We start from the raw sequence: 24,493 nt of genomic DNA on the forward strand, positions 1-24,493 counted from the left end.
GGCCCGGAACACCCACCGGAGCCCGGGCGACCGGGGGGGGGGCGTGGGGGGGGGGGGTGGGGGGGGGGGGGGGGCCCCGCAGGCGGGGGGGGGGGCCCAGCCGGGGCTATATGGTAAGGGGGGGGGGCGCGTGAGCGCGGCCCACCCCGCTGCCGCCGGACAGGAACGGGCCGGTGTTCGAGGGCGGCTCGAAGTCGATGTACTGTTCGCCGGCGGCCGACAGACCGGAGACCCGCACCGTGCTGGCCACCGGGATCTGGACCGTCGAGGAGATGTTGGCGACCGCGTCGACGCCGTTCGGCGTGACCCGCAACGACTCGATCCGGCCCACCGGTACCCCGCGCACCGACACGTCCTGGTTGGCCAGCAACCCGCCGGAATCCGGCAGCGCGATCGTGATCTGGTAGGTCGAGCGCGCCGGATTCACCTGCAGCGCCCCGACCAGCAGGTAGGCGGTCGCCACTACCAGTGTCATCGCCAATGCGAGCCCGGACAGCAGGTTCTTGCGCCGGTAGCCGGCGCGGACCAGGGCCACCAGGCGCCGGCTGAGTGCCTCGATCATGGTGTCGGCCCCGGTGTCGGCGGCCCGGGCTCGGCCAACTCGGCTTCCGCCGGGGTCGGGGGTATCGGCGGACCGACCGCGGTCCACGGCGCCTGCCCCATGTCGGAGTCCGGGCCGCGCCCCACCACGCGTTCTTGGAGCCGCCACAGCGCGTACTTGATCGAACCGGCCATCTTGGCCCAGTCGTAGCGCTTCGGGCCGTGAAACGCCGGGTCGCCTTTGAACCCGGCGTCGGGCATCGAACCCCACACCAGGCGGTCGATGCTGGCGTGCACCGAAACACCCGAGCCGACCGTCATTTTGACGATAGGTGCGATCAGCCGGTTCAGGGCGTACAGGCTGGTGTTGGGGTCGGTGGCCACATCGTTCCACGCGCTGGCAAGCGTGTTGGCGTCCTTGATGAAACTGTGCCCGGAATCGTCGGTCCCGGCGATCGAGGGGAATCGGGCCAGCTGGCGGCTGGTCGCGCCCAGTTCCTCGACCAGGTCGGCGAGCTGGCTGGTGTTGTCCACCAGTGTGTCGGTCGCCGGACCTGCTGCGTTGAGGACGTCGGTGAGCGCGGCGCTGCGCGCATCGAGCTGGTCGGCGAGTCTGCTGGTCTCGCGCAGCGCCGTCTCGATCTCGCCGGAACGGGCGTTGAGTTTCGTCAGCAGTTCGTTGGACTGGTTGATCAGCTTTCCGAACGCCTTGCCCTGGTCACCGGTCGCCTTTCCGGCTCCGTTGACGATATTGGTGAAGTTCTGCACCGCACCGCCGTTCACCAGCAGCGCCGCCGAGCTCAGCACCGACTCCACGGTGGCCGCCGACGCGGTGGACTCCAGCCCGATGGTGTCGCCGTCTTTCAGCAGCGGCGCCGACGGGTCGAGGGGCACCGGCGGCTTGATCGCCACGAACACATCACCCAGCGGTGTCGCCGAACGCAATTCCGCGGTGCTGCCCACCGGAATCCGGGCACCGTCCATGATGCGCAGCGTGGTGACCGCGGTGTAGTTGCGGGCCGCCATCGACTCCATCTGGCCGATGTCGGCACCGGCGAGCTTGACCTTGGCGTGCCCCGGCAGGTTCAGTGCGTTGGCGAACACCGCGGTGATCAGATACCCCCCGCTGCCGATGCCCGGCGCCGGCAGCGGCAGGCTGTTCAGACCACTGGTGCCGCAACCCGCCGCCGACGAGGTGATGACCGCACTGCACAGCAATGCCATGGCCGTCCTCGGTGCCCGTCTGCGTCGTTGTCTCACGTCTACTGTCCCATCATCGAAAGGCCGTCGAGGACGTAGGTGAGGCCGAAGTCCGGCCCGTAGTCAGCCAAAGTCCCCGTTCCGCAACCCAATTGCCGAAGGTGCATCATGTTGCACAGCTCCTTGGTGCTTTGGCTGTCGACGAGAATCTTGTCGGCCAGGGCGTGCAGGCGGACCGCTCCGTTGTTGGTGTCGACGGTGTTGTAGATGTTCTCCAGGGTCAGCGGCAGCAGATTGATGAGCTCGGCCAGGTCGCGCTGCTTCTCCACCAGGGTGGTCACCGCGGTGTCGCCGTTGAGGATGGCTTGCTTGAGGTGGTCGCGATTGGCCTGCAGCAGCGTCGTCGCCTGGGTGACGATCTCGTTGAACTTGCGGCCGGTACGCCCGGTCCCGAAATCCTCGTTGGCCAACATCTGACTCAACTGGCGTGTGGTGGAACCGAATTGGCGTAACTTCGCGTCATTGCGGGCCGCCGCGTCCATCAGCGAGCTGAGGTTGGTGATGATCGTGGTCAACTGATCGCCGGTCGCCTCGCCGCGGTCGGAGCTCAGTTGCAGGGCGCGCGACAACTCGCTCAGCGCGGATTTGATCTTCTCGCCGTTGCCATCGGCGATATCGGCGCCGGCGTTGATCACGTCGGCCACCGGGCCATTGCCTTTGCCGTCGCCGCCGAGCGATTTGGAGACCTTGTCGAGCATGTCGAGCACGCGATCGAATGCCACCGGTGTCCGGGTGCGGTTCAGCCCGATGGTGGTGCGGTCGGCCAACACCGGGCCGCCCGCATACACCGGGGTCAGCTCGATCTGCCGCGCGGTGAGGATCGAGGTGTTGATGGTCACGGCGTGCACGTCGGCCGGGATCTTCACATCGCGGTCGACGGTGAACTCGGCCTCGACGTATCCCCCCTTCGGGGTGACCTTCTTGACCTTGCCCACCGGCATCCCGAGCACCGCGACCACGTTGCCCTGGTATAGCCCTGCGGCGCTGTCGAATTGGGCGGTGACGGTGAGGTGTCCGCCGAACGGGTTGAGGTAGTAGCCGCCGACCGCGACCAGGATCAGCGCGCCGGCGACCAGTGCGGCGACCAGTGCGCTGACCCGCCGCCGACCCTTGCCGTTACCGGTGCCCGGTTCTTCTATCGGCTCGTCGGCGAGGACGGCCGGTGCCGCGATCATTTGCAGTCCTTGAAGTACTCGATCATGCCGAACTGCTTTGCGCGGCCGCTGATCGCGCACATCCACGAGTCGATCGCGATGCCGTTTCCGGCGAAGAACTCGATACCGGGGCCGTAGCCGGTGGCGTTGGTCAGGCCCCGCAAGGGCGGCGGCGCGGACTGGATCAGGCTGCGCAGCAGATCGTCATGCTGGCCGAGCATGTCCGACAGCGCACGCAGGTTGACCAGCATGTCGTCGAGCATCAGGCGGTCGTTGACCACGACGTTGTTCAGGTTGCCCGTCAGATTGGTCAGCGCAGCCAGCATGGCGTGGAAGGTGTTCTGCCGCGCCACCAGTTCTCCGATGAAGTCCTGGCCCTGATCGACCAGGTTTCCCAAGCTGGTCTGCTGGTTACGCAGTGTGGTGGCCACCCGCTGGGTGCTCGCGAGCAGGGTGCCAAGCTGATCGCGCCGGTCGGCGGTGATCTTGGATAGCGAGTGCAGATTGGCCATCGCTTGCGGAATCACCGGCGGGAGTCCGCTCAATTGTTGGCCGAGCACGGCCAGGGACTGCCCGAACTGGTCGGAGTCGACCTGGTCGAACGTCGTGGTGGCGTCCTCCAGCAGCGACTCCAGGGAGTAGGGCACCTCGGTGTGGGCGAGGGTGATCCGTTTGCCGGGCAGTGAGCCTGGGCCGTCGGGCTCCAACCGCAGATAGCGCGAGCCCAGAATGGTCATCACCTGGATCGTCGCCCGGGTGTCCTTGCCCATCGGGATGTCATTGCGCACCGTCAGGCCGGCTTCGACGTGGTCACCGGCCAGGCGCATGCTCGATACCCGGCCCACCTCGATGCCCGCGACCACGATCGGGTTGCCGGGGGCCAATGCGGCGGCCTGGGCGAACTCCGCGGTGTAGCGCGTGTAGCCGAAGCCGAGCACCTTGACCGACAGTGCCGCGGCCACGACGACGGCCACCACGGCCAGTGCCCCGAACCCCAGCCAGGTGGTGTTGTAGGACTCCAGCGGTCGCGTGCGCCACTGACGGACGAACTTCATGGCGCTACCCATCGGCGGTGTTCCTGCATCTCGGTGTGTGCCACGCCAGGTTCTCCCGGGTTATCGGGCGGGCATTGCCGGGGGTGGCCGCGTTGACGATGATCGTGGTGATGTCGTTGAAGCCGGGGAAGAAGCCGGTCGCATTGATATCGCACAGGTAGGCGTTGCCGTAGGCGCCGTCTCCGAACGCCCGGCCCAGGCCCTTGAGCACCAGGGGCAGGTTGGCGCCGGTGAACGCCAGCTGCGGTTCGATTCCGGCCATGTGCTTGGTGAAACCGGGTTCCCGGTTGATCATCTCCTGGAATGACGGGAAGACCTCGTCGGCGATCCGCGAGAGCTGTCGCGTCACCTGGGCCAGCGAGCCGACCGAGGACTGCAGGGCCGGTCGACGCGCATCGAGGTCGGCGACCGCGGTCCGCGCCTGGGTCAGTGCATGGTCGAGCTGATCGTTCTGCCCGGCGATGGTGCCGGTCAGCCTGTTCAGGCTGGTGATGAGGTCACCGAGCACCTCGTCGCGCCCGGCCAGTGTCGCGGTCAGCGTCGACGACTGATCGACCAGTGCGGTGATCGAGGCCTGGTCGCCCTGCAGCGACTGCAGCACGCCCTTGGTCAGATCGTCGGCCTGTTTGGGATTCAGCAGCGACATCAACGGTTTGAACCCGTTGAGCAGGGCGCCGACGTCGAAGGACGGTTCGGTGCGCTCGACCCCGATCACGCTGCCGCGCGGCAGGATTCGTTCTTGGCCGGGGGCGCCCTCGCTGGCACCGAGCGACAATCCGAGGTAGCGCTGGCCGATGATGTTCTGATACGTCACCGACGCGACGGTGTTGCTGTACAGCTTCTGGTCGCTTTGGACGATGAATGAGACGCTCGCGAGTTTCCCGTCCAGTTCCACCTTTTCGACCCGGCCCACCCGGACCCCGGCCATCCGGACGTCGTCGCCTTCGCGCAGCCCGTAGACGTCGGTGAACACCGCCGCGTAGGGCGTCGTCGCGCCGGCCACGTCACGGCGCAGCGTGGCATACACGAGCCAGGTCAACACCAACGAGATGACCATGAACAGAGACAGCCCGACCAAGGGGCCCCGGAATCTCATTTGTGGCCACCGCCTTTCGCCGGTGCCGGGACGAATGAGACCGCCGAGCCCCGCGCGACCGGACCCAGCAGCAGCTGGGTGGCCACCGAGGCCGGCTCGCTCTGACCGGTGACGAGCCCGGTGATCAGACCGAGCTGGTTGCGTTCGGCCTGACTGCCGACGGGACCGACGTTGCCGCCGTAGGACGCCGGGGCCACCGGCGCCGCCGGCTGCCACTCCGGTGCCGGGGGCAGCGCCGGGATGATCGGGCTCGGCGGCGGCGGCGGAGCAGGGTCGAGCGGGTCGGCGGTGCTGGGAACCCGGGGGAAGGGCCCGGTCCACCACGGCAGCGGTGGGTTGGTGTCCTCGAGGCTGCGGTTGGGGTCCACCAGCGGCGGCCCGACGGCGCGCAGCTTCCCGTCGGGGCCGATCTCGGTGCCCGCCGGCGGCTCCAGGCCGGCGGGGAAGTTGTAGTTCTGCGGCAGCATGTTCTCGGGCAGCTCGGGGCGCACCGAGATCATCGGCGCGGTGAAGCAGCTCGGGCCCTTCACGTCGCCGTACTGCGGGCAGTCCGCCCGGGTGTAGGTGTGCATCGGGGTGAAGGACAGGTTGGCTCGCATGTTCCTGGTGACCAACTTGGGGTCGTAGAGCTGGTCGAAGAACTTGTCGGAGAGCCGGTTGACCCGGGTGAAGATCGGAACGAACTTGTCGGCGTTGTTGGCCAGCACGCCGATGACGGGCGTGAGGTCATGGGTGATCTGGATCAGCTGATCGGTGTGGTTGTCGAGGGCTTCGCGGGTGACACCGACGGTGTGCTGGCTGCCGGCGACCAACGAGGCCAGCTCGGCGCGCTTTTCGGCGAACGCTCGCATCGGCGCGACGGCCTGGTGCAGGGCGTCGACCAGGTCGGGGGCGGTGGATTGCAGGCCGTGGGTGGCGTCGAGCAGCGCCGAGACCGTCGACGGCCCGGGGTCGGTGGCGACGATGCCGTTGAGCTGATCGAGCAGCCGGGACATGTTCGCGCCGGCGCCCAGCAGCTTGACGCGCCGATTATCGGTGGCCGCGCCGACGGCGGCCAGAATGCCCAGGCTGTGGTCTTCGCGGCTGCGGCCGGTGGCGGCCAGGATGTCGCGCAGCTTGGAGACGGTGGTCTGGAAGATCACCGTCGACAATTCGCCGTTCTCGGCGATGTGCGTGCCGTCCCGAATGGTGGGCCCGCCAGTACCGGAGTCGACCAGCTGGATCGACGACACCGCGAAGACGTTCGAGGGCACCACCCGGGCGGTCACCGACGTCGGGATGTCCTTGGCGTAGTCGGGTTTGAGGTTGATGTGCACGTAGTTGGGTTTGCCGTAGGCCGCCGGTACCACGTCGGTGACGTTGCCGACCAGCAGGCCGTGGTACTTGACGTCGGACTGGGCGGGCAGGCCGTCGCCGACGTTCATCAGGTCGGCCACCACTCGCACGTAGCTGTTGAGCATGCCGGTGGACTTGGCCAGCAGGCCCCCGGTGACCAACGCGATCACCGCGAGAACCGCGACCCCGGCGCCCAGCAGTTGGCGTTCGGAGGGGCCGCGCCCGTCGAGGTCGAGTGAGTTGCCCATCAGCCACCGAACCTGGCGCCGGCGTCGATGCTCCACAACGCCATCGTCAGCAGCATGTTGACCATGATCACGATCGTGATGGAGGCCCGCATGGCGCGGCCGGCGGCTACTCCGACGCCTTCGGGCCCGCCGGAGGCGTAGAAGCCGTAGTAACACTGCACGGTGGAAGCCAGCCACACGAACACCACGCACTTGATCACCGAGTAGACGATGTCCTTGCCGCTCAGCATCATCGTGAAGTAGTGCAGGTACGGCCCGATCGAGCCGCCGCTGATGACGCCGGTGACCACCTGACAGGTCAGGTAGGTGATCGCCAGGCAGGCCACGTACAGCGGGATGACCGCGATGGTCGCGGCCAGCAGCCGGGTGGTGACCAGGTAGGGGATGGGCTTGATCGCGATCGACTCGAGGGCGTCGATCTCCTCGGCGATCCGCATCGCGCCGAGTTGTGCGGTGAAGCGGCAGCCGGCCTGCATGGCGAACGCCAGCGACGCCATGATCGGCGCGAGCTCGCGGGTGTTGACCAGCGAGGAGATGATGCCGGTCGCCGGACCCAGACCGAGCAGGTTCAAGAAGTTATAGCCCTCGATCGCCACCAGGGCGCCGGCGGTGAATCCGAGCACCACGGCCACCCCGGCGGTCCCGCCGCCGACCACGATGGAGCCGTTGCCCCAGGCGATGTCGGAGAGCAGGCGCAAGAACTCCTTGCGGTAGTGCCGCAGGACGGTCGGGACACCGGCCGCGGCCCGGCCGAAGAAGACCAGCATGTGTCCCAGCCGGACGGTCGGGGCGGACGCCATCCGGTAGGCGCGCAGCAGTGGGCGCGCGATCGCCGGGACGTACTGAGAGACCGCCATCTCTTACAGACCCGTCCGGGGATACAGCACGTTGTAGAGCTCGCTGATGCCGACGTTGACGATCATCAGCACCAGGATCGACTCGACCACCGACGCGTTCACCGAGTTGGCGACCCCGGCCGGTCCGCCCCGGGTGGACAGCCCCTTCTGGCAGGACACCACCGCGACGATCGCGCCGTAGACCACCGCCTTGATCAGCGCGACGATCATGTCGCCGGTAGTGGCGAACGAGGAGAACGTCGCCACGAAGCTGCCGGGCGCGCCCTTCTGGAAGTAGACGTTGAACAGATAGCTGGCCAGGAATCCGACGAAGCAGGTGATCCCGGTCAAGGCGACGCCGATCATGATGGCTGCGGCGAAGCGCGGCACGACCAGGCGGCGGATCACCGAGACGCCCATCACCTCCATGGCGTCGGTCTCCTCGCGCATGGTGCGCGAGCCCAGATCGGCGGTGATCGCCGAGCCGACCGCGGCGGCCATCAGCATCGCCGCCACCAGAGACGCGGCTTGGCGGATGACGGCCAGCCCGGCAGCCGCGCCGGCCAGTGACGTCGCCCCCACCTGGTTGGCCAGCAGGGCGAACTGGATGGACAGGGTCACCCCGATGGGCAGCGCCACCAGCACCGTCGGCAATACCGCGGTGTTGGCCATGAACGCGCTCTGCCGGACGAACTCGCCCCACTGGAACCGGCCGCTGAACAGATCGGTGAAGAAGTACTGCACGGTGCGCACGGCCAGCACACACTGCTCCCCGACGGTGGTCAGTGATGCCAGCGGGTGGCGGTTGACGTAGCCGACGGTCCAGTCCTCAATGGCGGCCACCCCGTCGAGGGGCGCCTTATCGCCGGATTCACGTTGACCCTGGGTGGTCATCGGTCGCCGACCGTGCACTTGCGACCACCGACTGTCGGCGATTCCGCGCTGGGCCGATGATCCATGGCGGACATGGTAGCCACCGTTCTTACTCCAAGGTAGGGTTCGGCGATTCCGGCACCGACGGGCGAAGGAACCGGTGAGATGTGCGGCGCGGCGGTCCGACGAGCACTCATCGGACGTCGGCGCGGCGTTTCATCCGGCAATGATGTCGGAGACGGTGCCCCGGTAGCAGCACTTCGAGCAACATGACTCGGCTTATGGCCGGTTGATTCGGCGGTCCAGCTTCGGCTCTCCTCCGTCGAGCCTCGCTAACCGCCGGGTTACTCACCGGTAGCACCGATTTCGCGGATTCAGTGTGCTGCGGGCGGCCGCGGTGGCGATACTCGACGCGGACGAAACCGAGCGCGGGGAGACTGTCGATGCGGAAATGGTGGGCGCGGGCCGCCGCCGGTGCGGTTGCCTGCGCGGCGGCGACCGGGGTGCTGCCGGTCCCGGGCCCCGCCGTCGCTGATTCCAACCAGCCGCCGGCCCTTCCGGTGTTCGTGCCGACGCCCACCCACTGGTCACCCCATATGGACTTCTGGCCGTACAACACGTTCACCTATCAGGTCACGCCGGAGATGATCAGCGGCATGTCGGACTCCTGCCAGTGGTTCGCCGCGCAGTTCGACCCGCTGATGGGCCAGATCAACGACTTCAACCGCACCCTGGCCGACCGCCACGACGTCTACCCCGGCGTGCAGCCGCAGGCCGATGCGGTGCTGGCCAACATCGACCGGTCGACGGGTTTTCTGGGGCCGCGCCTGCAGCCGCTGACGATCCGCAACAGCCCCGACAACTACGGGCCGTATTCGCCGATCTACGGCGGCGAGCAGCTGACCGGGGTGCTGTTCCAGTTGTCCCGCATCGCCGACAGTATGCGCAAGAAGCAGCCGGCGGGCTTCGCCCGTCCCCATATCGATTCCGCCGCCGGATGGGGCAGCGCGTTGCGCAATTCCGGGGCCTGCACCTGAGACTCCCGCTGCTGCCGGGTAGGTTCGGTCACGTGTCGGAGGAGACGGATTCGGCCGACGATCACGTCGAAGTCGAGGTCGAAGACGAGGCTGTCCTCGACACGGCAACCGATGACACGGCAACGAACGAACCGCAGCCCGTCGACGCCGGTGCCGGCCCGGGCAGCACGAGGCGGCGAGGGATCGCCGTGGCGGTGTTGGCGCTGGGCGTGATCGGCGCGGCCTACGAAGGCTGGCTGCTGTTCGCCCACCATCAGCGCGAGGTGGCCGCCGCGCAGGCGCTCGACGCCGCCCAGAAGTACACCACGGTGTTGACCGGGGTGGACCCGGCGGCGATCGACAAGAACTTCGCCGAGGTGCTCGACGGGGCCACCGGCGAGTTCAAGGACATGTACGCCGCGTCCAGCGAGCAGCTGCGCCAACTGTTGATCGACAACAAGGCCGCCGCGCACGGCACCGTCATCGAGGCGGCGGTCAAGTCCGCGGCCAAGAACCAGGTCGAGGTGCTGCTGTTCGTCGATCAGTCGGTGAGCAACAAGGCCTAGCCGCAGGCGCGGATCGACCGCAGCCGCATCGTGATGACCATGGAGAAGGTGAACGGCCGCTGGCTGGCCGCCAAGGTCGACATGCCCTGAGCAATGGCGGCAGCCCGCCGTTAGTTGAACGCCAACCAGCTGGGCAGTGCGCGTTCATGGGCGTCGCACAACACCTGCGCGGTGTCGCACGACCCGCGCGGCACACCGGCGCCGGTCCACATGCCGCCGGCGTCGCGGCGCAGCACCACCGCCGACGACGAACCGCCGTCGAGCAGGACGGCGTGATCGCTGCCCAGGCCGCGGAACAGGTCCTGCATGTTGTCCGGGGTGTAGTGGCCGCCCTGGAAGATGTACATCTCGTCCTTGGCCCGCGAATAGCCCAGCGCGGTGCGCGCCGCGCTGGGCCCGCCGTCGTTGAGTTGCCCGGTGACGCCGGGCGCCAGCAGCCCCAGCCCGCTTACCGCGACGAACCGGTCCCCGCGTTCCACCAGGCCGGTGATGGTCGGCCCGGCCGCGTCATAGTCCCCGCCGTCGCGGCCGCCGCGCGGCCACAACACATACGGCGCGCCGCGGGTCGGCAGGATCATCGTGGTCAGCGTCGACCAGTGCTCGTTGCCGCCGGACAGTCCCTGCTTGCCGGCGTAAGGGATGGTGCCGGTGACGGCGACGTTGGCCCGGCCCTTGCCGCGGGTGTTGTCCACGTAGGCCCCCAGCGGGGAACTGCATTTGGTGGTCCGCCAGGATCCGCCGCGCTGGCCGCGGATGTCGAAGAAGTTGGCGTTGATCGCCACCATCGGCCGGCCCAGCGCCTGCCAGGCCTGCAGCGGGGTATACAGCTCGGAGGCCTGCAGCAGCCCCTCGCTGGTGCGGGCCCGCGGATCGCGTTCGCAGCGGCTCTGGACACCGCTGTGACTGTCGACCAGCAGGTGCGGCTCGATGCGCTGCGAGGCCGCCTTGAGCACGACGAGGTGCCCGCCGCCGGACATCTCATACCAGTCGCCGGCGGCGTTGAGCATCGGTGCGGGATGCCCGCCGCCGAAGTTGTAGACCACGTAGGAGCCCGGCGTGCGGGCGATCGCGGCGGCCAATTGGTCTTGGGCGGCCGCGCGCGCGGTCGGCAGGCCCGGGCCGAACGCCAGGGTGGCGAACAGCAGCACCGCGCTGCAACCGGCCGCCAGGCGGCGCGCGAAAGCCCTTGGAGTCAGCAATGTTTGCCCCTTCGGCTCCGGACCGGCAGACACCAAGTTCCCAGGCTAGCCACAGAAACCGCCGGGGTGGCGTCCCGTGATCGGACTGTGCTCCGTCGGTGCCGGATCGGTTATCGGCGTGATCAGCCGCCGAGTGGGGCCTGCATAGCCCAGATCAGGAGCTCCGCCGCCGTTTCGGCGCGCACCCGTGGGCCGCCGCCGCCGGTGAAGCGGACCGCGTCACCGGTGTGCAGCGCGCCGGTGCCCTCCAACTCGACCCGGCCGCGCGCGACGAACAGATGCACGTACGGGGCGTCGGGCAGTTCAACGCTGCCACCGGGCCGCAGCCGGGCGGCGTACAGCGTGGCGCCGGCGTTGCCGATGGTGATCGCGGCCTGCGGGTCGCTGCCGGAGGCGACGGTGACCAGCCCACCGCCGGTCAGCGCGTCGCCGATCTCCTGCTGTTGATAGCCCGGGGTGCCGCCGGGCGTGTCGGGGATGACCCACATCTGAACAAAATGCACCGGCTCACTGCCCGATTCGTTGCGTTCGGAATGCGCGATGCCGGTGCCGGCCGACATCCGCTGGGCCAGTCCGGGGCGGATCACCCCGGAGTTGCCGAGCGAATCGCGGTGGGTCAACTCGCCGGACAGCACCCAGGTGACGATCTCGGCGTCGCGATGCCGGTGAGTGTCAAAGCCGGAATCCGGCGCCACCACGTCGTCGTTGTTGACCAGCAGCAGTCCATGGTGGGTGTTGTCCGGGTCGTAGTAGTCGTTGAACGAGAACGAATGCCGCGACGTCAGCCACGGTGCACGGGTGACCGCCCGGTCGGCGGCCCGGCGCACCTCGCGCAAGCCGGTCATGACCGCCAGGCTAGCGCGCGGCCGGAGATTACCTGCCCGGCTCTTCGGGTACGCGCTGCAGGCGGCATTCCGTTCGACAAGCAGGTAGGTGTCCGCGATGCAACGCGAAAGCGCAAACCACAGTCCTCGGGAAGACGACCAGCTCAAGGCGGAGCTGCGAGGCACGCTGCAGGGCAACCGGTCCAGCCGGGTAGAGGAGTGGCGCGACCCGGAGCCGCCGGCCGACGACGATCCGGACATCCCGCTGGCCGGCCCGCCGCCGGGGTCTTGATCAGAAAGGCCGACCGATGGGTTTTCCCGAACAGCAGCAGAAACCGCCCGGGGTTCAGAGTGGGATGCAGCCGGTGCCCGACTGCGGTGAAACCAGCTATCAGGGCTCGGGCAAGCTGACCGGTAAACGTACGGTCATTACCGGCGGAGACAGCGGCATCGACGTGCTGGTCAACAACGCCGCCTACCAGATGAGTCATCCCAGCCTGGACGAGATCAACGACGACGAATGGGACTACACCTTCAAGCTCAACATCGGCGCGTACTTCTATCTGATCAAGGCGGCACTGCCGCACATGGGCGCCGGCGCGTCGATCATCGGCAGTTCCTCGGTCAACTCCGACGCCCCCAACCCCAGCCTGGCACCGTACGCGGCGACCAAAGCGGCGATCGCCAACTTCTCGGCGAGTCTCGCGCAGCTGCTCGGCGACAAGGGGATCCGGGTGAACAGCGTGGCGCCCGGCCCGATCTGGACGCCGCTGATCCCCTCGACGCTGCCGCCCGATGCGGTGGCGTCGTTCGGTGACAACGTGCCGCTGGGCCGCGCCGGCCAACCGGCCGAACTCGCGTCCAGCTATGTGCTGCTCGCCTCCGACGACGCCAGCTACATCTCCGGGGCGCGCCTGGCCGTCACCGGAGGACGGCCGATCCTCTAGATTTACCAGTCGGATTCGTCGAAGGTGATGACGCCGCGGATGTTCTTGCCGTCGACCATGTCGGCGTAGCCGTCGTTGATGTTCTCCAGCTTGTAGGTCGTGGTGATCATCTCGTCGACCTTGAGCAGCCCGGACTTGTACAGGCCCACCAGCCGCGGCGTCTCAATGTGGGAGCTGCCGCCGCCGAAGATGTTGCCCTTCAACGTCTTCTGCAGCATGGTGAACAGGAACAGATTCAGCTTGACGTCGGCGTCGACCATCGAGCCCATGCCGGTGACCACGCAGGTGCCGGTCTTGGCGGTCAGGGTCAGCGCCTCTTCGATGTACTCGCCCTTCATGTCGCCGACGGCGATGATCACCTTGTCGGCCATCAGGCCCCAGGTCTCCTCCATGACCGGCATGATCGCCTCGGCCATCGACGGGTAGACGTGGGTGGCCCCGAACTTGACGGCCGCATCGCGCTTGAACGCCACCGGGTCGATCGCGATGACGCGCCGTGCACCGGACAGCACCGCGCCCTGCAGGGCGCTCATGCCGATCCCGCCGACGCCGATGATGATCACGGTCTCGCCGGGCTTGACCTCGGCGACGTTGGTGGCCGACCCGAACCCGGTCGGCACCGCGCAACCCATGATCGCCGCGGTCTCGAACGGCACGTCGGAGTCGATCTTGACGACCGAATCGGCGTGCACGGTCATGTACGGGGCGAAGGTGCCGAGCAGGTTCATCGGGGAGACCTCATGCGACCCGGCGTGGATCCGGTTGGTGCCGTCGGCGATGGCCTTGCCGCCCAGCAGCACTGCCCCGCGGTCACACAGCGAACGGAAACCCTTCATACACGGCGGGCAGGAACCACAGGCCGGGATGAAGGCCATCACCACGTGGTCGCCTTCTTCCAGGCCGGTCACCCCCTTGCCGACCTTGGTGATGACCCCGGCGCCCTCGTGGCCGCCGAGCGCCGGCAGACCGATCGGGGTGGCTCCGGTGGTCAGGTGGTAGTCGGAGTGGCACATGCCCGCGGCATGCACCCGGACCTGGACCTCGCCGTCGACCGGGTCGCCCAGCTCGATCTCGTCGACCCGCCACGGCGAGTTCAGCTCCCACAACAATGCGCCCTTGGTCTTCATGCGGGCGATCTTAGCCAGTTGGCCGGAACGTGTTACAACTCCGGTGCCCAGCACCAGGGTTGAGCTGCTAAAACAGCTCTTATCACCCCTTGTGCGGGATGCCCACCGACAGCCCGCCGTCGATGACCAGGTCCGCCCCGGTCATGTAGGAGGACTCGTCGGAGGCCAAGAAGACCACCGCGGTCGACACCTCGGCGGACTTGGCGCCCCGGCCCAGCGGGATCTGCAGCGAGTCGTCGGGGATGGCGATCGTCATCCGGGTGCGGATCAAGCCGGGCAGCACACTGTTGATCCGGATGTTGTGCGGGGCCAGCTCCACGGCGGCCGCTTTGGCCAGGCCGCGCACCGCCCACTTCGAGGCCACGTAACTGTGCAGCCCGGCGGTGCCGCGGATGCCCTCCACCGAGGAGATGTTGATGATGGAGCCGCCACCGGCCGACTTCATCGGTGCCACGGCCGCGTGCATGCCCAGCATCGTCCCGGTCAGGTTCACATCGAGCACCTGCTGCCAGGCGGCGGCGTCGAAGTTCTCCAGGGTGTTGTACTTGGCGATCCCGGCGTTGTTCACCACCACGTTGAGGCGGCCGAACTCCTCGACGGCGCATTGCACCGCGGTCTGCCAATCCTGGCTCTGGGTGACATCGAGGCGGACGAACCGGGCGGTGTCGGAGCCCAGCTCGTCGGCGAGCTTGGCGCCCTCCTCGTCGAGGATGTCGCCGATCACGATCTTCGCGCCCTCGGCGGCCAAGGCGCGTGCATGCGCGGCACCCATGCCCCGCGCGCCGCCGCTGATCAGCGCAATCTTGCCCTCGAGTCTGCCCATGGCGCCTCAGGTTACCGGGGCGCGATGTTTGCCCGTTACGCTGCCCTGATGGCTGTCACCCGCACCGAACGAACCTTTGACGGTGTCCGGGGAGTGCAGATCGTCTACGACACCTGGACACCGGAAACGGCACCTCGTGCCGTGGTGGTGCTCTCGCACGGCTTCGGTGAACACGCCCGCCGCTACGACCACGTCGCGGCGCGGTTCGCCGAAGCCGGGCTGGTGACCTACGCGCTGGATCACCGCGGCCACGGCCGATCCGGAGGCAAGCGGGTGCTGTGCCGGGACATCTCGGAATACACCGGCGACTTCCACACGTTGGCGGGCATCGCCGCCCGGGAGCACCCCGGGTCGCCGCGGGTGGTGCTCGGGCATTCCATGGGCGGGGCGATCGTGTTCAGCTACGGCGTCGACCGCCCCGACGACTACCAATTGATGGTGCTGTCGGGGCCCGCGGTGGATATGGCCGGCACCGTCTCGCCGTTGCTGGCGTTCGTCGCCAAAGCGCTCGGTGTGCTCGCCCCCGGCCTGCCGGTCGAGAAGCTCGACTCCAACCTGGTCTCCCGCGATCCGGCGGTGGTGGCGGCGTACAACGAGGATCCCCTGGTGCACCACGGTCGGGTGCCGGCCGGTGTGGCGCGGGCGCTGATCAAAGTCGGCGAAACCATGCCGTCGCGGGCGGCGGCACTTACCGCGCCGCTGCTGGTGGTGCACGGTGAGCAGGACGGTCTGATCCCCGCCGAGGGCAGCAGGAAGCTGGTGGAGAGTGTCGGGTCCACCGATGTGCGGCGGATCGTGTACCCGGATCTGTACCACGAGGTGTTCAACGAGCCCGAGCGCGCGCAGGTGCTCGACGACGTGGTGGGCTGGATCGACGCGCACCTGTGAATCGCCGTCGGCGCGGTGTCGCTTACGTCGGTTAGCGTTGCCGACCATGAGCACCGACGACGACGAGGCGGAGCGCAGCGACGCTGAGGAGCGGCGGCAATGAGCACCGACGACAAGATGTTGGCGCGCATCGCCGCACTGCTGCGCCAGGCCGAAGGTACCGACAACGCGCATGAAGCCGACGCGTTCATGGCGGCGGCGCAGCGGCTGGCCACCGCGACCTCCATCGACCTGGCGGTGGCCCGCGCGCATTCGGCCACCCGGACCGCGGCGACCGCCCCGGTGCAGCGCACCATCACCATCGGGTCGCCGGGCGCCAAGGGCTTGCGCACCTACGTGCAATTGTTCGTGGGCATCGCCGCGGCCAACGACGTGCGCTGCGACGTGGCGTCGAACTCCACGTTCGTCTACGCCTACGGCTTCGCCGAGGACATCGACGCCACTCATGCCCTCTATGCCAGCCTGGTCGTACAGATGGTGCGGGCCTCCGACGTCTACATCGCCAGCGGCGCACACCGGCCCACCCCGACCATCACCGCCCGGCTGAACTTCCACCTCGCGTTCGGCGCCCGCGTCGGCCAGCGGCTGGCCGAGGCCCGCGACGAGGCGCGAAAGGAGGCCGAGGAGGACCATCGCCGTCCGACCGGCACCGCGATCGCGTTGCGCAACAAGGAGATCGAGCTGCACGACTATTACCGCAGCGCGTCGCAGGCACGCGGCACCTGGCGGGCCACCCGGGCATCAGCGGGGTATTCCTCGGCAGCACGACGGGCCGGTGACCGGGCCGGCCGGCGAGCACGGCTGGGCGACGACACCGAGCTGTCGGTGGCGCGCTCCGCGCTGGAGCGGTGAGCGAGCGTTCCGAGCGCGACACCCAGCGCGCCAAGGTCTACGCCGCAGAGGTCTTCGTGCGGACGTTGTTCGATCGTGCCGCTGAGCGCGGTTCGGGCGACATCGATTTCTTCGGCACCCGGTTGACGCTTCCGCCGGAGGCCCGCTTTGGCTCGGTGGCGGCGGTGCAGCGTTACGTCGACGACGTCCTGGCGCTGCCGTCGGTACGCGGCCGCTGGCCGGAGGCCCCGGCGTTGCGCGTGCGCGCCCGCCGCGGCGCCACGGCGGCGCACTACGAAAAGCTCGGTCAGGCAGGCGTTATCGCGGTGCCGGACCAACGCGGTGCCCAGTGGGCGCTGCGGGAACTGGTGGTGCTCCACGAGATCGCCCATCATCTGTGCGACATCCGACCGCCGCACGGCCCGGATTTCGTTGCGACGTTGTGCGAGCTGGCCGAGATCGTGATGGGTCCCGAACTGGGCCATGTGCTGCGGGTGGTGTTCGCCAAAGAAGGCGTCCGGTGACGCACGGCCTCCAGGTGCGTCACCGGACCGCGAGTCCTCAACTGCTGACGGGGACCAGTTCGTCACCGCAGGTGCAGCGGTAGGCCGCGCCGGCGCCCTCGCAGTGGCATGCGGATTCGATACGGACCCGGCAGCCGCAGCCCTCGTGGCCACAGGTCAGCACGGTTCCTGCTTCGTAGTTCGCCATGTGTCTCTCCTTCGGTGATGAGAGCCGGCGAGGTGCCGGCCCGCTGACTATATACCCCATAGGGGTATGGGGTAAAGATCGTTGCACCGGAAATCCTGATGGGAGGCTAGCCTCGGTGGACGTGACTGAAACCCCATCGCCCCGCGACGTCGACACCCTGCTGGACCGCATCTTGGCCGGTGACGACCCGGAGTTGCAGGCCGCGCTGGCCGCCAGCGATGCGGCCGGACTCCCGCCGATCGCAGTCTCGGCGCAGCAGGGCAAGTTCTTGAATCTGCTGGCCACCGCGACGCGCGCCACCCGCATTCTGGAGATCGGGACGCTGGGCGGCTACAGCACGATCTGGTTGGCGCGGGCCGCCGGCCCCGGGGGTGCCGTGGTGACGCTGGAGTACGAGCCCAAGCACGCCGAGGTGGCCCGGGCCAACCTGGACCGCGCCGGTGTGGGGAAGCGGGTGGAGATCCTGGTCGGCCCTGCACTGGAGACCCTGCCGACCCTGACCGGCGAGCCGTTCGACCTGGTGTTCATCGACGCCGACAAGGAGAACAATGTCGGCTATCTGAACTGGGCGGTGCAGCTTGGCCATCCCGGCTCGGTCATCTTGGTGGACAACGTGATTCGCGAAGGCGCGATCCTGAATCCGGATGCGGATCCGACCGCGCGGGGCAGCCGAGACGTGCTGGAGCTGATGGGCGAGCACCCGGGCCTGCAGGCCGCGGCGATTCAGACGGTCGGCGCCAAAAGCTGGGACGGCTTCGCTATCGCGGTGGTGCAGTAGTCGAGGTATTCGCTGTTCGACCAGGCGGATTCGGCGTTGCTGGCGGATCGCCGGCGAGCGTAACCTTTCATCAGATGGATGGGTGCAGTCGGCACCAAAATGCCTGCTGCGTAACAGAAAGGTTGCGAAATGAGTACGGTCCATTCATCAATCGATCGTCACCCGGATCTGTTAGCTCTTCGGGCGACTTATGACCGAGCGGCCGAGTCGATGGCGGCGCAATTCACCTTCGGGATGACGCTGTTGACGGCGGTGTATGCGGCCCTGTCACCGTGGATCGTCGGGTTCGACGGCACGTCCCGGCTGACGTTCAACAACTTCATCGTCGGCGCGGTGGTGGCCTTCCTGGCGTTCGGGCTGGCCTCGGCGCTGGACCGCACCCACGGTATGGCGTGGACCCTGCCGGTGTTCGGCGTGTGGTTCATCATCTCCCCCTGGGTCCTGCGGGACATGTCACCGACGCCCGGCATGATCTGGTCGAATGTGGTCGCCGGTGCGGTATTGACCGCCCTGGGGCTGACCGCCGCCTACTTCGGTAGGCGGGCCCGGCACGACGCGACCACGCCCGCGGCGTGACCTCGGTAAGCGGCTGACCGGCCGGACCGTCGGCCGGTCAGCCCAGTGCGGCGCTGTGCTGGTCGGCCACGATGTCATCGGACAGCGGCGCGATAGCGGCGATGATCTCCGCCGTGGTCGTCTCGGGTACACCGCACGCGGTCAGCGCAGCGGTGAGATGACCGACGGCCAGGTCGAACTGCAACCGACCGATGTTGCGGCCACGATGTGCCGCGGCCATCGACAGCCCCCGGTACGGCCCCGGGCCGCCGAGCGCTGCCGAGAAGAACGCGACCTGCTTGCGTTTGAGGGCGGTCATGTCGCTGTTGCGGAAGTAGCCGGCAAGCCGGGCGTCGCCCAGCACGCGCGCGTAGAAGTCCTCGACGACCGCGGTCAGCGCCGCGGCGCCGCCGATCTCGGAGTAGATGCAAGTCATCTGAATGTGTCCTCGGGGGTGTGGCGAACCATGCACCGACCAGCACACCGTCAGGGCGTTTCGCCGCCGTTAAAGCGCAGTCACGATCGTCGAAAGAACATTCACGCCGGTGGCATCCCCGCCGGCGACGGGCTACCCGCAGACCGCGCCGATGGCCGCCGAACCCACCAGCTTGCGGTACTTGGCCAGCACGCCGGTGGTGTAGCGCGGCGGGGGAGGGGTGAAACCGTCGGCGCGGGCGGCGAATTCGGCCGGGTCGGCCACCACGTCCAGCGTCGCGTTGGCCACGTCGAGGCGGATCGTGTCGCCGTCCCGCAGGAACGCCACGGGCCCGCCGTCCACCGCCTCGGGCGCGATGTGGCCGACGCACAGCCCGGTGGTGCCGCCGGAGAACCGGCCGTCGGTCAGCAACAGCACGTCTCTGCCGAGACCGGCACCCTTGATCGCGCCGGTGATGGCCAGCATCTCGCGCATCCCGGGACCGCCCTTGGGGCCCTCGTAGCGGATCACCACCGCATCTCCGGCGCTGATCGTGCCGTCTTCGAGCGCATCCAGTGCGGCCCGCTCGCCGTCGAAAACCCGTGCGGTGCCCTCGAACACGTCGGTGTCGAAGCCGGCCGACTTGACCACGGCCCCCTCCGGGGCCAGCGAGCCGCGCAGGATGGTGATGCCCCCGGTCGGGTGGATGGGGTTGGTCAGCGCGTGCAGCACCTTGCCGTCGACGACCGGGGGGTTGAGCTCGGCGATGTTCTCCGCCATCGTCTTTCCGGTGACGGTCAGGCAGTCGCCGTGCAACAAGCCGGCCTCCAGCAACGTCTTCAACATGACCGGCACCCCGCCGATCTTGTCGATGTCGAACATCACGTGCTGCCCGAACGGTTTCACGTCGGCCAGATGCGGCACCTTGGCGCCGACCCGGGAGAAGTCGGCCAGGGTCAGCTCGACCTCGGCCTCGTGCGCGATCGCCAGCAGGTGCAGCACCGCGTTGGTGGATCCGCCGAACGCCATCACCACCGCGATCGCGTTCTCGAACGCCTCCTTGGTCAGGATGTCGCGGGCGGTGATACCGCGGCGCAGCAACTCCACCACGGCCGCCCCGCTGCGCCGGGCGTAGCCGTCGCGGCGGCGATCGGCCGAGGGCGGCGAGGCGCTGCCTGGCAGCGACATACCGAGCGCCTCGGCCGCGCTGGCCATGGTGTTGGCCGTGTACATGCCGCCGCAGGCGCCCTCGCCGGGACAGATGGACCGCTCGATGATGTCGACGTCCTCGCGTGACATCAGCCCCCGCGAACAGGCCCCGACCGCCTCGAAGGCGTCGATGATCGTCACCTCGCGCTCGGTGCCGTCGGAGAGCTGGGCGTAGCCGGGCATGGTCGAGCCCGCGTAGAGGAACACCGCGGCCAGGTCGAGGCGCGCCGCGGCCATCAGCATCCCGGGCAGCGATTTGTCGCAGCCGGCCAGCAGCACCGAGCCGTCGAGCCGTTCGGCGGACATCACGGTCTCGACGCTGTCGGCGATCACCTCGCGCGACACCAGCGAGAAGTGCATGCCCTCGTGTCCCATCGAGATGCCGTCGGACACCGAGATGGTGCCGAACTCCAGCGGGTAGCCGCCGGCTTCGAAAACGCCCTCCTTGGCGGCCTTGGCCAGCCGGTCCAGCGACAGGTTGCAGGGGGTGATCTCGTTCCACGACGACGCCACGCCGATCTGAGACTTGGCGAAGTCCTCGTCGCCCATGCCCACCGCGCGCAGCATCCCGCGGGCGGCGGTCCGCTCCAGGCCGTCGGTGACGTCGCGGCTGCGGGGTTTGATGTCGACGGACGAGGTGTCGGTGCTTCCAGAATTCACCCGCTAAGTATGCCGGTAGGGGGTGGGCGGACCAAACGAATAAAATACCCCGCGGGGGTATGCGCTAAAGTGTGCGCATGAGATCCGCCGTCGCCGTCGTCGTGGCACTCGCCGTCAGCATCGCGGCCGGCGCCTGTCACCGCCCGCCGGAAACCCCGCCGGAGGCCGCTGTCTCGAGCAGTTCGGCGGCGGCCAACACCGGCAGCCCTGTCGACATCGCGTTCCTGGAGAACATGGTCGTACATCACCAGCAGGCCCTGGAGCTCACGGCGCTAGTCGGCGGGCGCAGCACCGATCCGGCGCTGTTGGCGCTTGCCAACCAGATCACCGCGCAGCAGCAAACCGAACTGCAGGGCTGCCAGGCGCAACTGCTGCAGTGGGAGGCGCCGTCTGGCGGGCACCACGCGGCCGCGGACATCCCCGGAATGGTGGATCGGGCCACCCTGGACCGACTGCGAGGCCTGCGCGGCCCTGCTTTCGACAAGCTCTGGCTGCAATCGATGATCGAACACCATCGTGGCGCGATCACCATGGCGCACAACGAGATCCAAGACGGCCAGAGCCCGGAGGCGATCAGCATCGCGCAGTCCCTGGCGGCACGGCAGCAGATTGAGATAGACCAGATGAACCAACAGTTGGGGGCGCTATGAGCACCGATGCACCCGGGTACTCCCCGCGGAAGGACAACTACGCCAAGCGGATGCGCCGCATCGAAGGCCAGGTGCGCGGCATCGCCAAGATGATCGACGAGGACAAGTACTGCATCGACGTCCTGACCCAGATCAGCGCGGTCAACAGCGCGCTGCGCTCGGTGGCGCTGAACCTGCTCGACGAGCATCTGGCGCACTGCGTTCGCGGTGCCGTCGCGTCCGGCGGCGAGGAGGCCGACGCCAAACTCACCGAGGCCACCGCCGCTATTGCGCGGTTGGTTCGTTCCTGACCCCCGCGCCGTTACCATGTGACCCAGCAGTTACCGGGAGCGCCATGCGCCAACACCACTCGACGCTGCCCCCACACCATGACTGTCGACACCGCAAAAGCCCGCAGCGGGCCGTGGACGCCCCGGACCACGGCCCAGTTGGCCATCCTGGCCGCCGCTGCGTTCATCTATGCCACCGCTGAGATCCTGCCGGTCGGGGCGCTGCCCGCGATCTCGGAGGGCCTGGGCGTCAGTGAAGCGCTGGTCGGCACCCTGCTGGCCTGGTATGCGGTGGTGGCAGCGGCGACGACGATTCCCCTGGTGCGCTGGACCGCGCACTGGCCGCGCCGCCGGGTGCTGCTGCTTACCCTGTTCTGTCTGACCGCTTCGCAGGTGATCTCGGCGATGGCGCCGAACTTCACCGTGCTGGCCGGCGGGCGGGCGCTGTGCGCCGTCACCCACGGCCTGATGTGGTCGGTGCTGGCGCCGATCGCCACTCGGTTGGTGCCGCCCAGTCACTCCGGGCGGGCGACCACGGCGATCTACGTGGGCACCAGCTTGGCACTGGTGGTCGGTATCCCGCTGACCTCGGCCATGAGCCTGCTGTGGGGCTGGCGGCTGGCGGTGGTGGTGATCACCGTGGCGGCGGCGGCCATCACCGTGGCGGCGCGGTTCGCGCTGCCCGCGCTGGTGCTCAGCACCGACCAGCTGGCGTTGGTCGGCCACCACCATTACCGCAATGGCCGGTTGTTGGGCGTGAGCGCGGTGATGCTGATCGCGGTCATGGGCCACTTCATCTCCTACACCTTCATCGTGGTGATCATCGGCGACGTGGTCGGCGTCCCGGGGGCCCGACTGGCCTGGCTGTTGGCGGCGTTCGGGGCGGCGGGGCTGATCGCGATGCCGATGTTGGCCCGCCCACTGGATCACCGGCCCAAGGCGATCACCGGGGGCTGCATGGCTGCGATGTCGGCGGCTTTCGTCGTCTTGGCGTCGCTGTCGATCGGCGGGCACCACACGACCGGCACGACACTTGCGGGAGCGGCGGCGATCGTGCTCTGGGGTGCCATGGCGATGGCGGTGTCGCCGATGTTGCAGTCCGCGGCGATGCGCACTGCGCCCGACGATCCCGATGGTGCGTCGGGTCTGTACGTGACGGCGTTTCAGGTCGGCATCACCGGGGGATCGCTGGCCGGCGGCCTGCTGTTCGAGCGGGCCGGAACGTCGGCGATGCTCAGCGCATCGGCACTGCTGGTGGGCCTCGCGGCGGTGGGGATCGCGGTCAGCAAGCGGTTGTTCGTCGTTCCCTGACGTAACAGGGGCGGTTACCTTCGCCACTGCGTCGCCGCTAGAAACCGCAGGTCAGTGGGATCTCCGACCCGGTTTCGGAACGTTTTCGGCTCGCTGTACGAGTTAGCTGGCGGTCGCCTTGTGCCACACTTGAAGCCAAGATTGTCCACCGGAGGTAGACGCATGTCGGGATGGAAGCTCGCGGGCATCGGGGCTTGGCTGTCCACCGCGGGAATGGCCGCGGTGCTCACGCTGGGCTGCGGGGTGGCGCTGGCCGACCCGCCGCAGCAGCCCGGGGAGCCCGCGCCGGTGAACGCCGGCCCGGTCGACCCGTTCGCGCCGCCTCCGGCGGAGTTGCCGCCGCCGGACCCCTTCGCGCCGCCTCCGGACCCGTTCGCGCCGCCTCCGCCGCCGGCGGACCCGATGGCGTTCCCGCCGCCGGCGGAGCCCGCTCCGGCGGCCGCGGGCGAGCCGGTGCCGGGTGAGCCGGTGCCGGGCGAGCCGCTGCCGGGCCAGCCGCTGCCGGGCGAGCCGGGTGCGGCACAGCCGGGTGCGGTACCGGTCGCTGCCGGGCCGGTGGCCGGGCAGAACCCGGAGCCGTTCACCGGCACCCCGCCGTTCCTGCCGCCGTCGTTCAACCCGCTGGACGGCTCGCTGGTGGGTGTGGCCAAGCCGATCATCATCAACTTCCAGCGGCCGATCGCCGACAAGGCCATGGCCGAGCAGGCGATCCACATCTCCTCGAACCCGCCGGTGCCCGGCAAGTTCTACTGGATGACGCCCAGCCAGGTGCGGTGGCGGCCGTTCAACTTCTGGCCCGCCCGCACCACCGTCACCGTCGACGCGGCCGGCACCAAGTCGAGCTTCCGCACCGGGGACTCGCTGGTGGCCACCGCCGACGACAAGACCCACCAGATGACGATCACCCGGAACGGCAAGCTGGAGAAGACCTTCCCGATGTCGATGGGTATGTCGACCGGCGGCCACGAGACCCCCAACGGCACCTACTACGTGTTGGAGAAGATGCCCACCCTGGTGATGGACTCGTCGACCTACGGGGTGCCGATCAACTCCACCTACGGCTACAAGGTGACCGTGCAGGATGCGGTCCGCATCGACAACAGCGGCGGCTTCGTGCACAGCGCCCCGTGGTCGGTCAACGACCAGGGCAAGCGCAACGTCAGCCACGGCTGCATCAACTTGAGCCCGGCCAACGCCAAGTGGTTCTACGACAACTTCGGCAGCGGTGACCCGGTCGTGGTGAAGAACTCCGTCGGCACCTACACCAAGAACGACGGCGCCCAAGACTGGCAGATGTAGTGCCGCGATCCCCGCTCG

The 24,493-nt window shown here is 68.4% G+C and carries 27 protein-coding genes and 1 pseudogene; 13 read left to right on the forward strand and 15 right to left on the reverse strand.

All coding sequences use genetic code 11. The features are described 5' to 3' along the window. Nucleotides 1-106: 106 nt before the first annotated feature. From A5771_RS20115 to A5771_RS20150, 8 genes are read right to left on the reverse strand one after another with little or no spacing between them, the layout of a single operon-like run. The gene (locus A5771_RS20115) at nt 107-562 is read right to left on the reverse strand and encodes an MlaD family protein (RefSeq protein ID WP_234783137.1); all 456 of its coding nucleotides are present in this window, start codon (nt 560-562) and stop codon (nt 107-109) included. Further along, complete coding sequence (locus A5771_RS20120) at nt 559-1,764, reverse strand: MCE family protein (protein WP_064856967.1); 1,206 nt, start codon at nt 1,762-1,764, stop codon at nt 559-561. The genes A5771_RS20115 and A5771_RS20120 overlap by 4 nt, the downstream gene beginning before the upstream one ends. A 38-nt stretch (nt 1,765-1,802) precedes the next feature. After that, complete coding sequence (locus tag A5771_RS20125) at nt 1,803-2,975, reverse strand: MCE family protein (RefSeq protein WP_082947358.1); 1,173 nt, start codon at nt 2,973-2,975, stop codon at nt 1,803-1,805. After that, the gene (locus tag A5771_RS20130) at nt 2,972-4,009 is read right to left on the reverse strand and encodes an MCE family protein (RefSeq protein WP_234783138.1); all 1,038 of its coding nucleotides are present in this window, start codon (nt 4,007-4,009) and stop codon (nt 2,972-2,974) included. The genes A5771_RS20125 and A5771_RS20130 overlap by 4 nt, the downstream gene beginning before the upstream one ends. 4 nt (nt 4,010-4,013) lie before the next feature. After that, nucleotides 4,014-5,105: an MCE family protein gene (locus A5771_RS20135; RefSeq protein WP_064856969.1), complete on the reverse strand. Its 1,092-nt coding sequence runs from the start codon at nt 5,103-5,105 to the stop codon at nt 4,014-4,016. Beyond that, complete coding sequence (locus tag A5771_RS20140) at nt 5,102-6,688, reverse strand: MlaD family protein (RefSeq protein WP_064856970.1); 1,587 nt, start codon at nt 6,686-6,688, stop codon at nt 5,102-5,104. Before A5771_RS20140 ends, A5771_RS20135 begins: the two co-directional genes overlap by 4 nt. Continuing rightward, entirely contained in the window at nt 6,688-7,545 is an 858-nt protein-coding gene (locus tag A5771_RS20145; RefSeq protein ID WP_064856971.1) for an ABC transporter permease, read from the reverse strand. The genes A5771_RS20140 and A5771_RS20145 overlap by 1 nt, the downstream gene beginning before the upstream one ends. Nucleotides 7,546-7,548: 3 nt before the next feature. Beyond that, nucleotides 7,549-8,418, reverse strand: coding sequence for an MlaE family ABC transporter permease (locus tag A5771_RS20150; RefSeq protein ID WP_064856972.1), 870 nt, complete (start codon nt 8,416-8,418; stop codon nt 7,549-7,551). A gap of 422 nt (nt 8,419-8,840) precedes the next feature. Here A5771_RS20150 and A5771_RS20155 point away from each other — a divergent pair, with 422 nt between their 5' ends. Both A5771_RS20155 and A5771_RS23525 read left to right on the forward strand, forming a co-directional pair. Continuing rightward, the gene (locus A5771_RS20155) at nt 8,841-9,434 is read left to right on the forward strand and encodes a hypothetical protein (RefSeq protein WP_064856973.1); all 594 of its coding nucleotides are present in this window, start codon (nt 8,841-8,843) and stop codon (nt 9,432-9,434) included. Then, nucleotides 9,395-10,069 (forward strand): annotated as a pseudogene (locus A5771_RS23525) (Mce protein). The gene A5771_RS20155 and the pseudogene A5771_RS23525 overlap by 40 nt, the downstream one beginning before the upstream one ends. Before the next feature lie 20 nt (nt 10,070-10,089). Here A5771_RS23525 and A5771_RS20165 read toward each other — a convergent pair. Then, nucleotides 10,090-11,178 (reverse strand): phosphodiester glycosidase family protein, encoded by a 1,089-nt coding sequence (locus A5771_RS20165; protein WP_064856974.1) that lies wholly within the window; start codon nt 11,176-11,178, stop codon nt 10,090-10,092. 122 nt (nt 11,179-11,300) lie between these two features. Then, nucleotides 11,301-12,023: a pirin family protein gene (locus A5771_RS20170; RefSeq protein ID WP_064856975.1), complete on the reverse strand. Its 723-nt coding sequence runs from the start codon at nt 12,021-12,023 to the stop codon at nt 11,301-11,303. A 97-nt stretch (nt 12,024-12,120) separates the two neighbouring features. On the opposite strand from A5771_RS20170, the gene A5771_RS23530 reads away from it, so the two are divergent. Beyond that, a complete protein-coding gene (locus tag A5771_RS23530) occupies nt 12,121-12,294 on the forward strand; it encodes a hypothetical protein (protein ID WP_165606182.1) in 174 nt (57 codons plus the stop codon). Nucleotides 12,295-12,310: 16 nt separating this feature from the next. Continuing rightward, nucleotides 12,311-12,949, forward strand: a complete 639-nt coding sequence (locus A5771_RS20175) for an SDR family oxidoreductase (protein ID WP_064856976.1) — start codon at nt 12,311-12,313, stop codon at nt 12,947-12,949. Between the two features lie 2 nt (nt 12,950-12,951). Here the strand turns inward: A5771_RS20175 and A5771_RS20180 are convergent, their stop codons facing one another. Together A5771_RS20180 and A5771_RS20185 are read right to left on the reverse strand one after the other, a co-directional pair. Further along, nucleotides 12,952-14,076 carry an NDMA-dependent alcohol dehydrogenase gene (locus tag A5771_RS20180; protein ID WP_064856977.1) on the reverse strand — a complete coding sequence of 375 codons (1,125 nt, stop codon included), beginning with the start codon at nt 14,074-14,076 and terminating at the stop codon, nt 12,952-12,954. 82 nt (nt 14,077-14,158) lie between these two features. Beyond that, complete coding sequence (locus A5771_RS20185; RefSeq protein WP_064856978.1) at nt 14,159-14,899, reverse strand: glucose 1-dehydrogenase; 741 nt, start codon at nt 14,897-14,899, stop codon at nt 14,159-14,161. A 48-nt stretch (nt 14,900-14,947) separates the two neighbouring features. Here A5771_RS20185 and A5771_RS20190 point away from each other — a divergent pair, with 48 nt between their 5' ends. The 3 genes from A5771_RS20190 to A5771_RS20200 all read left to right on the forward strand — a co-directional run bounded on the left by A5771_RS20190 (nt 14,948) and on the right by A5771_RS20200 (nt 17,142). Then, nucleotides 14,948-15,787 carry an alpha/beta hydrolase gene (locus A5771_RS20190; protein WP_064856979.1) on the forward strand — a complete coding sequence of 280 codons (840 nt, stop codon included), beginning with the start codon at nt 14,948-14,950 and terminating at the stop codon, nt 15,785-15,787. Between the two features lie 99 nt (nt 15,788-15,886). Further along, the gene (locus A5771_RS20195; RefSeq protein ID WP_064856980.1) at nt 15,887-16,639 is read left to right on the forward strand and encodes a DUF2786 domain-containing protein; all 753 of its coding nucleotides are present in this window, start codon (nt 15,887-15,889) and stop codon (nt 16,637-16,639) included. Next, nucleotides 16,636-17,142: a TIGR04338 family metallohydrolase gene (locus A5771_RS20200; RefSeq protein ID WP_064856981.1), complete on the forward strand. Its 507-nt coding sequence runs from the start codon at nt 16,636-16,638 to the stop codon at nt 17,140-17,142. The genes A5771_RS20195 and A5771_RS20200 overlap by 4 nt, the downstream gene beginning before the upstream one ends. A gap of 37 nt (nt 17,143-17,179) precedes the next feature. Here the strand turns inward: A5771_RS20200 and mymT are convergent, their stop codons facing one another. Further along, nucleotides 17,180-17,329 carry a metallothionein MymT gene (gene mymT / locus A5771_RS20205; protein WP_064856982.1) on the reverse strand — a complete coding sequence of 50 codons (150 nt, stop codon included), beginning with the start codon at nt 17,327-17,329 and terminating at the stop codon, nt 17,180-17,182. A gap of 121 nt (nt 17,330-17,450) precedes the next feature. On the opposite strand from mymT, the gene A5771_RS20210 reads away from it, so the two are divergent. Then, complete coding sequence (locus A5771_RS20210) at nt 17,451-18,107, forward strand: O-methyltransferase (RefSeq protein WP_064857027.1); 657 nt, start codon at nt 17,451-17,453, stop codon at nt 18,105-18,107. Between the two features lie 129 nt (nt 18,108-18,236). Beyond that, entirely contained in the window at nt 18,237-18,683 is a 447-nt protein-coding gene (locus tag A5771_RS20215) for an SPW repeat protein (protein ID WP_064856983.1), read from the forward strand. Between the two features lie 37 nt (nt 18,684-18,720). On the opposite strand, the gene A5771_RS20220 is transcribed toward A5771_RS20215, so the two are convergent. Both A5771_RS20220 and ilvD read right to left on the reverse strand, forming a co-directional pair. Next, on the reverse strand, nt 18,721-19,098 hold the full coding sequence (locus tag A5771_RS20220; protein ID WP_064856984.1) for a group I truncated hemoglobin: 378 nt from the start codon (nt 19,096-19,098) through the stop codon (nt 18,721-18,723). Between the two features lie 132 nt (nt 19,099-19,230). Then, the gene (gene ilvD / locus A5771_RS20225) at nt 19,231-20,946 is read right to left on the reverse strand and encodes a dihydroxy-acid dehydratase (RefSeq protein ID WP_064856985.1); all 1,716 of its coding nucleotides are present in this window, start codon (nt 20,944-20,946) and stop codon (nt 19,231-19,233) included. Nucleotides 20,947-21,023: 77 nt separating this feature from the next. On the opposite strand from ilvD, the gene A5771_RS20230 reads away from it, so the two are divergent. The 4 genes from A5771_RS20230 to A5771_RS20245 all read left to right on the forward strand — a co-directional run bounded on the left by A5771_RS20230 (nt 21,024) and on the right by A5771_RS20245 (nt 24,475). Beyond that, a complete protein-coding gene (locus tag A5771_RS20230) occupies nt 21,024-21,596 on the forward strand; it encodes a DUF305 domain-containing protein (RefSeq protein ID WP_064856986.1) in 573 nt (190 codons plus the stop codon). Then, entirely contained in the window at nt 21,593-21,886 is a 294-nt protein-coding gene (locus A5771_RS20235) for a metal-sensitive transcriptional regulator (protein ID WP_064856987.1), read from the forward strand. The genes A5771_RS20230 and A5771_RS20235 overlap by 4 nt, the downstream gene beginning before the upstream one ends. Nucleotides 21,887-21,964: 78 nt before the next feature. Beyond that, the gene (locus A5771_RS20240) at nt 21,965-23,176 is read left to right on the forward strand and encodes an MFS transporter (RefSeq protein WP_064856988.1); all 1,212 of its coding nucleotides are present in this window, start codon (nt 21,965-21,967) and stop codon (nt 23,174-23,176) included. A gap of 162 nt (nt 23,177-23,338) precedes the next feature. After that, nucleotides 23,339-24,475: a L,D-transpeptidase gene (locus A5771_RS20245; RefSeq protein ID WP_064856989.1), complete on the forward strand. Its 1,137-nt coding sequence runs from the start codon at nt 23,339-23,341 to the stop codon at nt 24,473-24,475. The last annotated feature ends 18 nt before the right edge of the window (nt 24,476-24,493 follow it).

It is taken from the genome of Mycolicibacter sinensis, assembly GCF_001667375.1.
Classification (GTDB): Bacteria; Actinomycetota; Actinomycetes; order Mycobacteriales; family Mycobacteriaceae; genus Mycobacterium; species Mycobacterium sinense_A.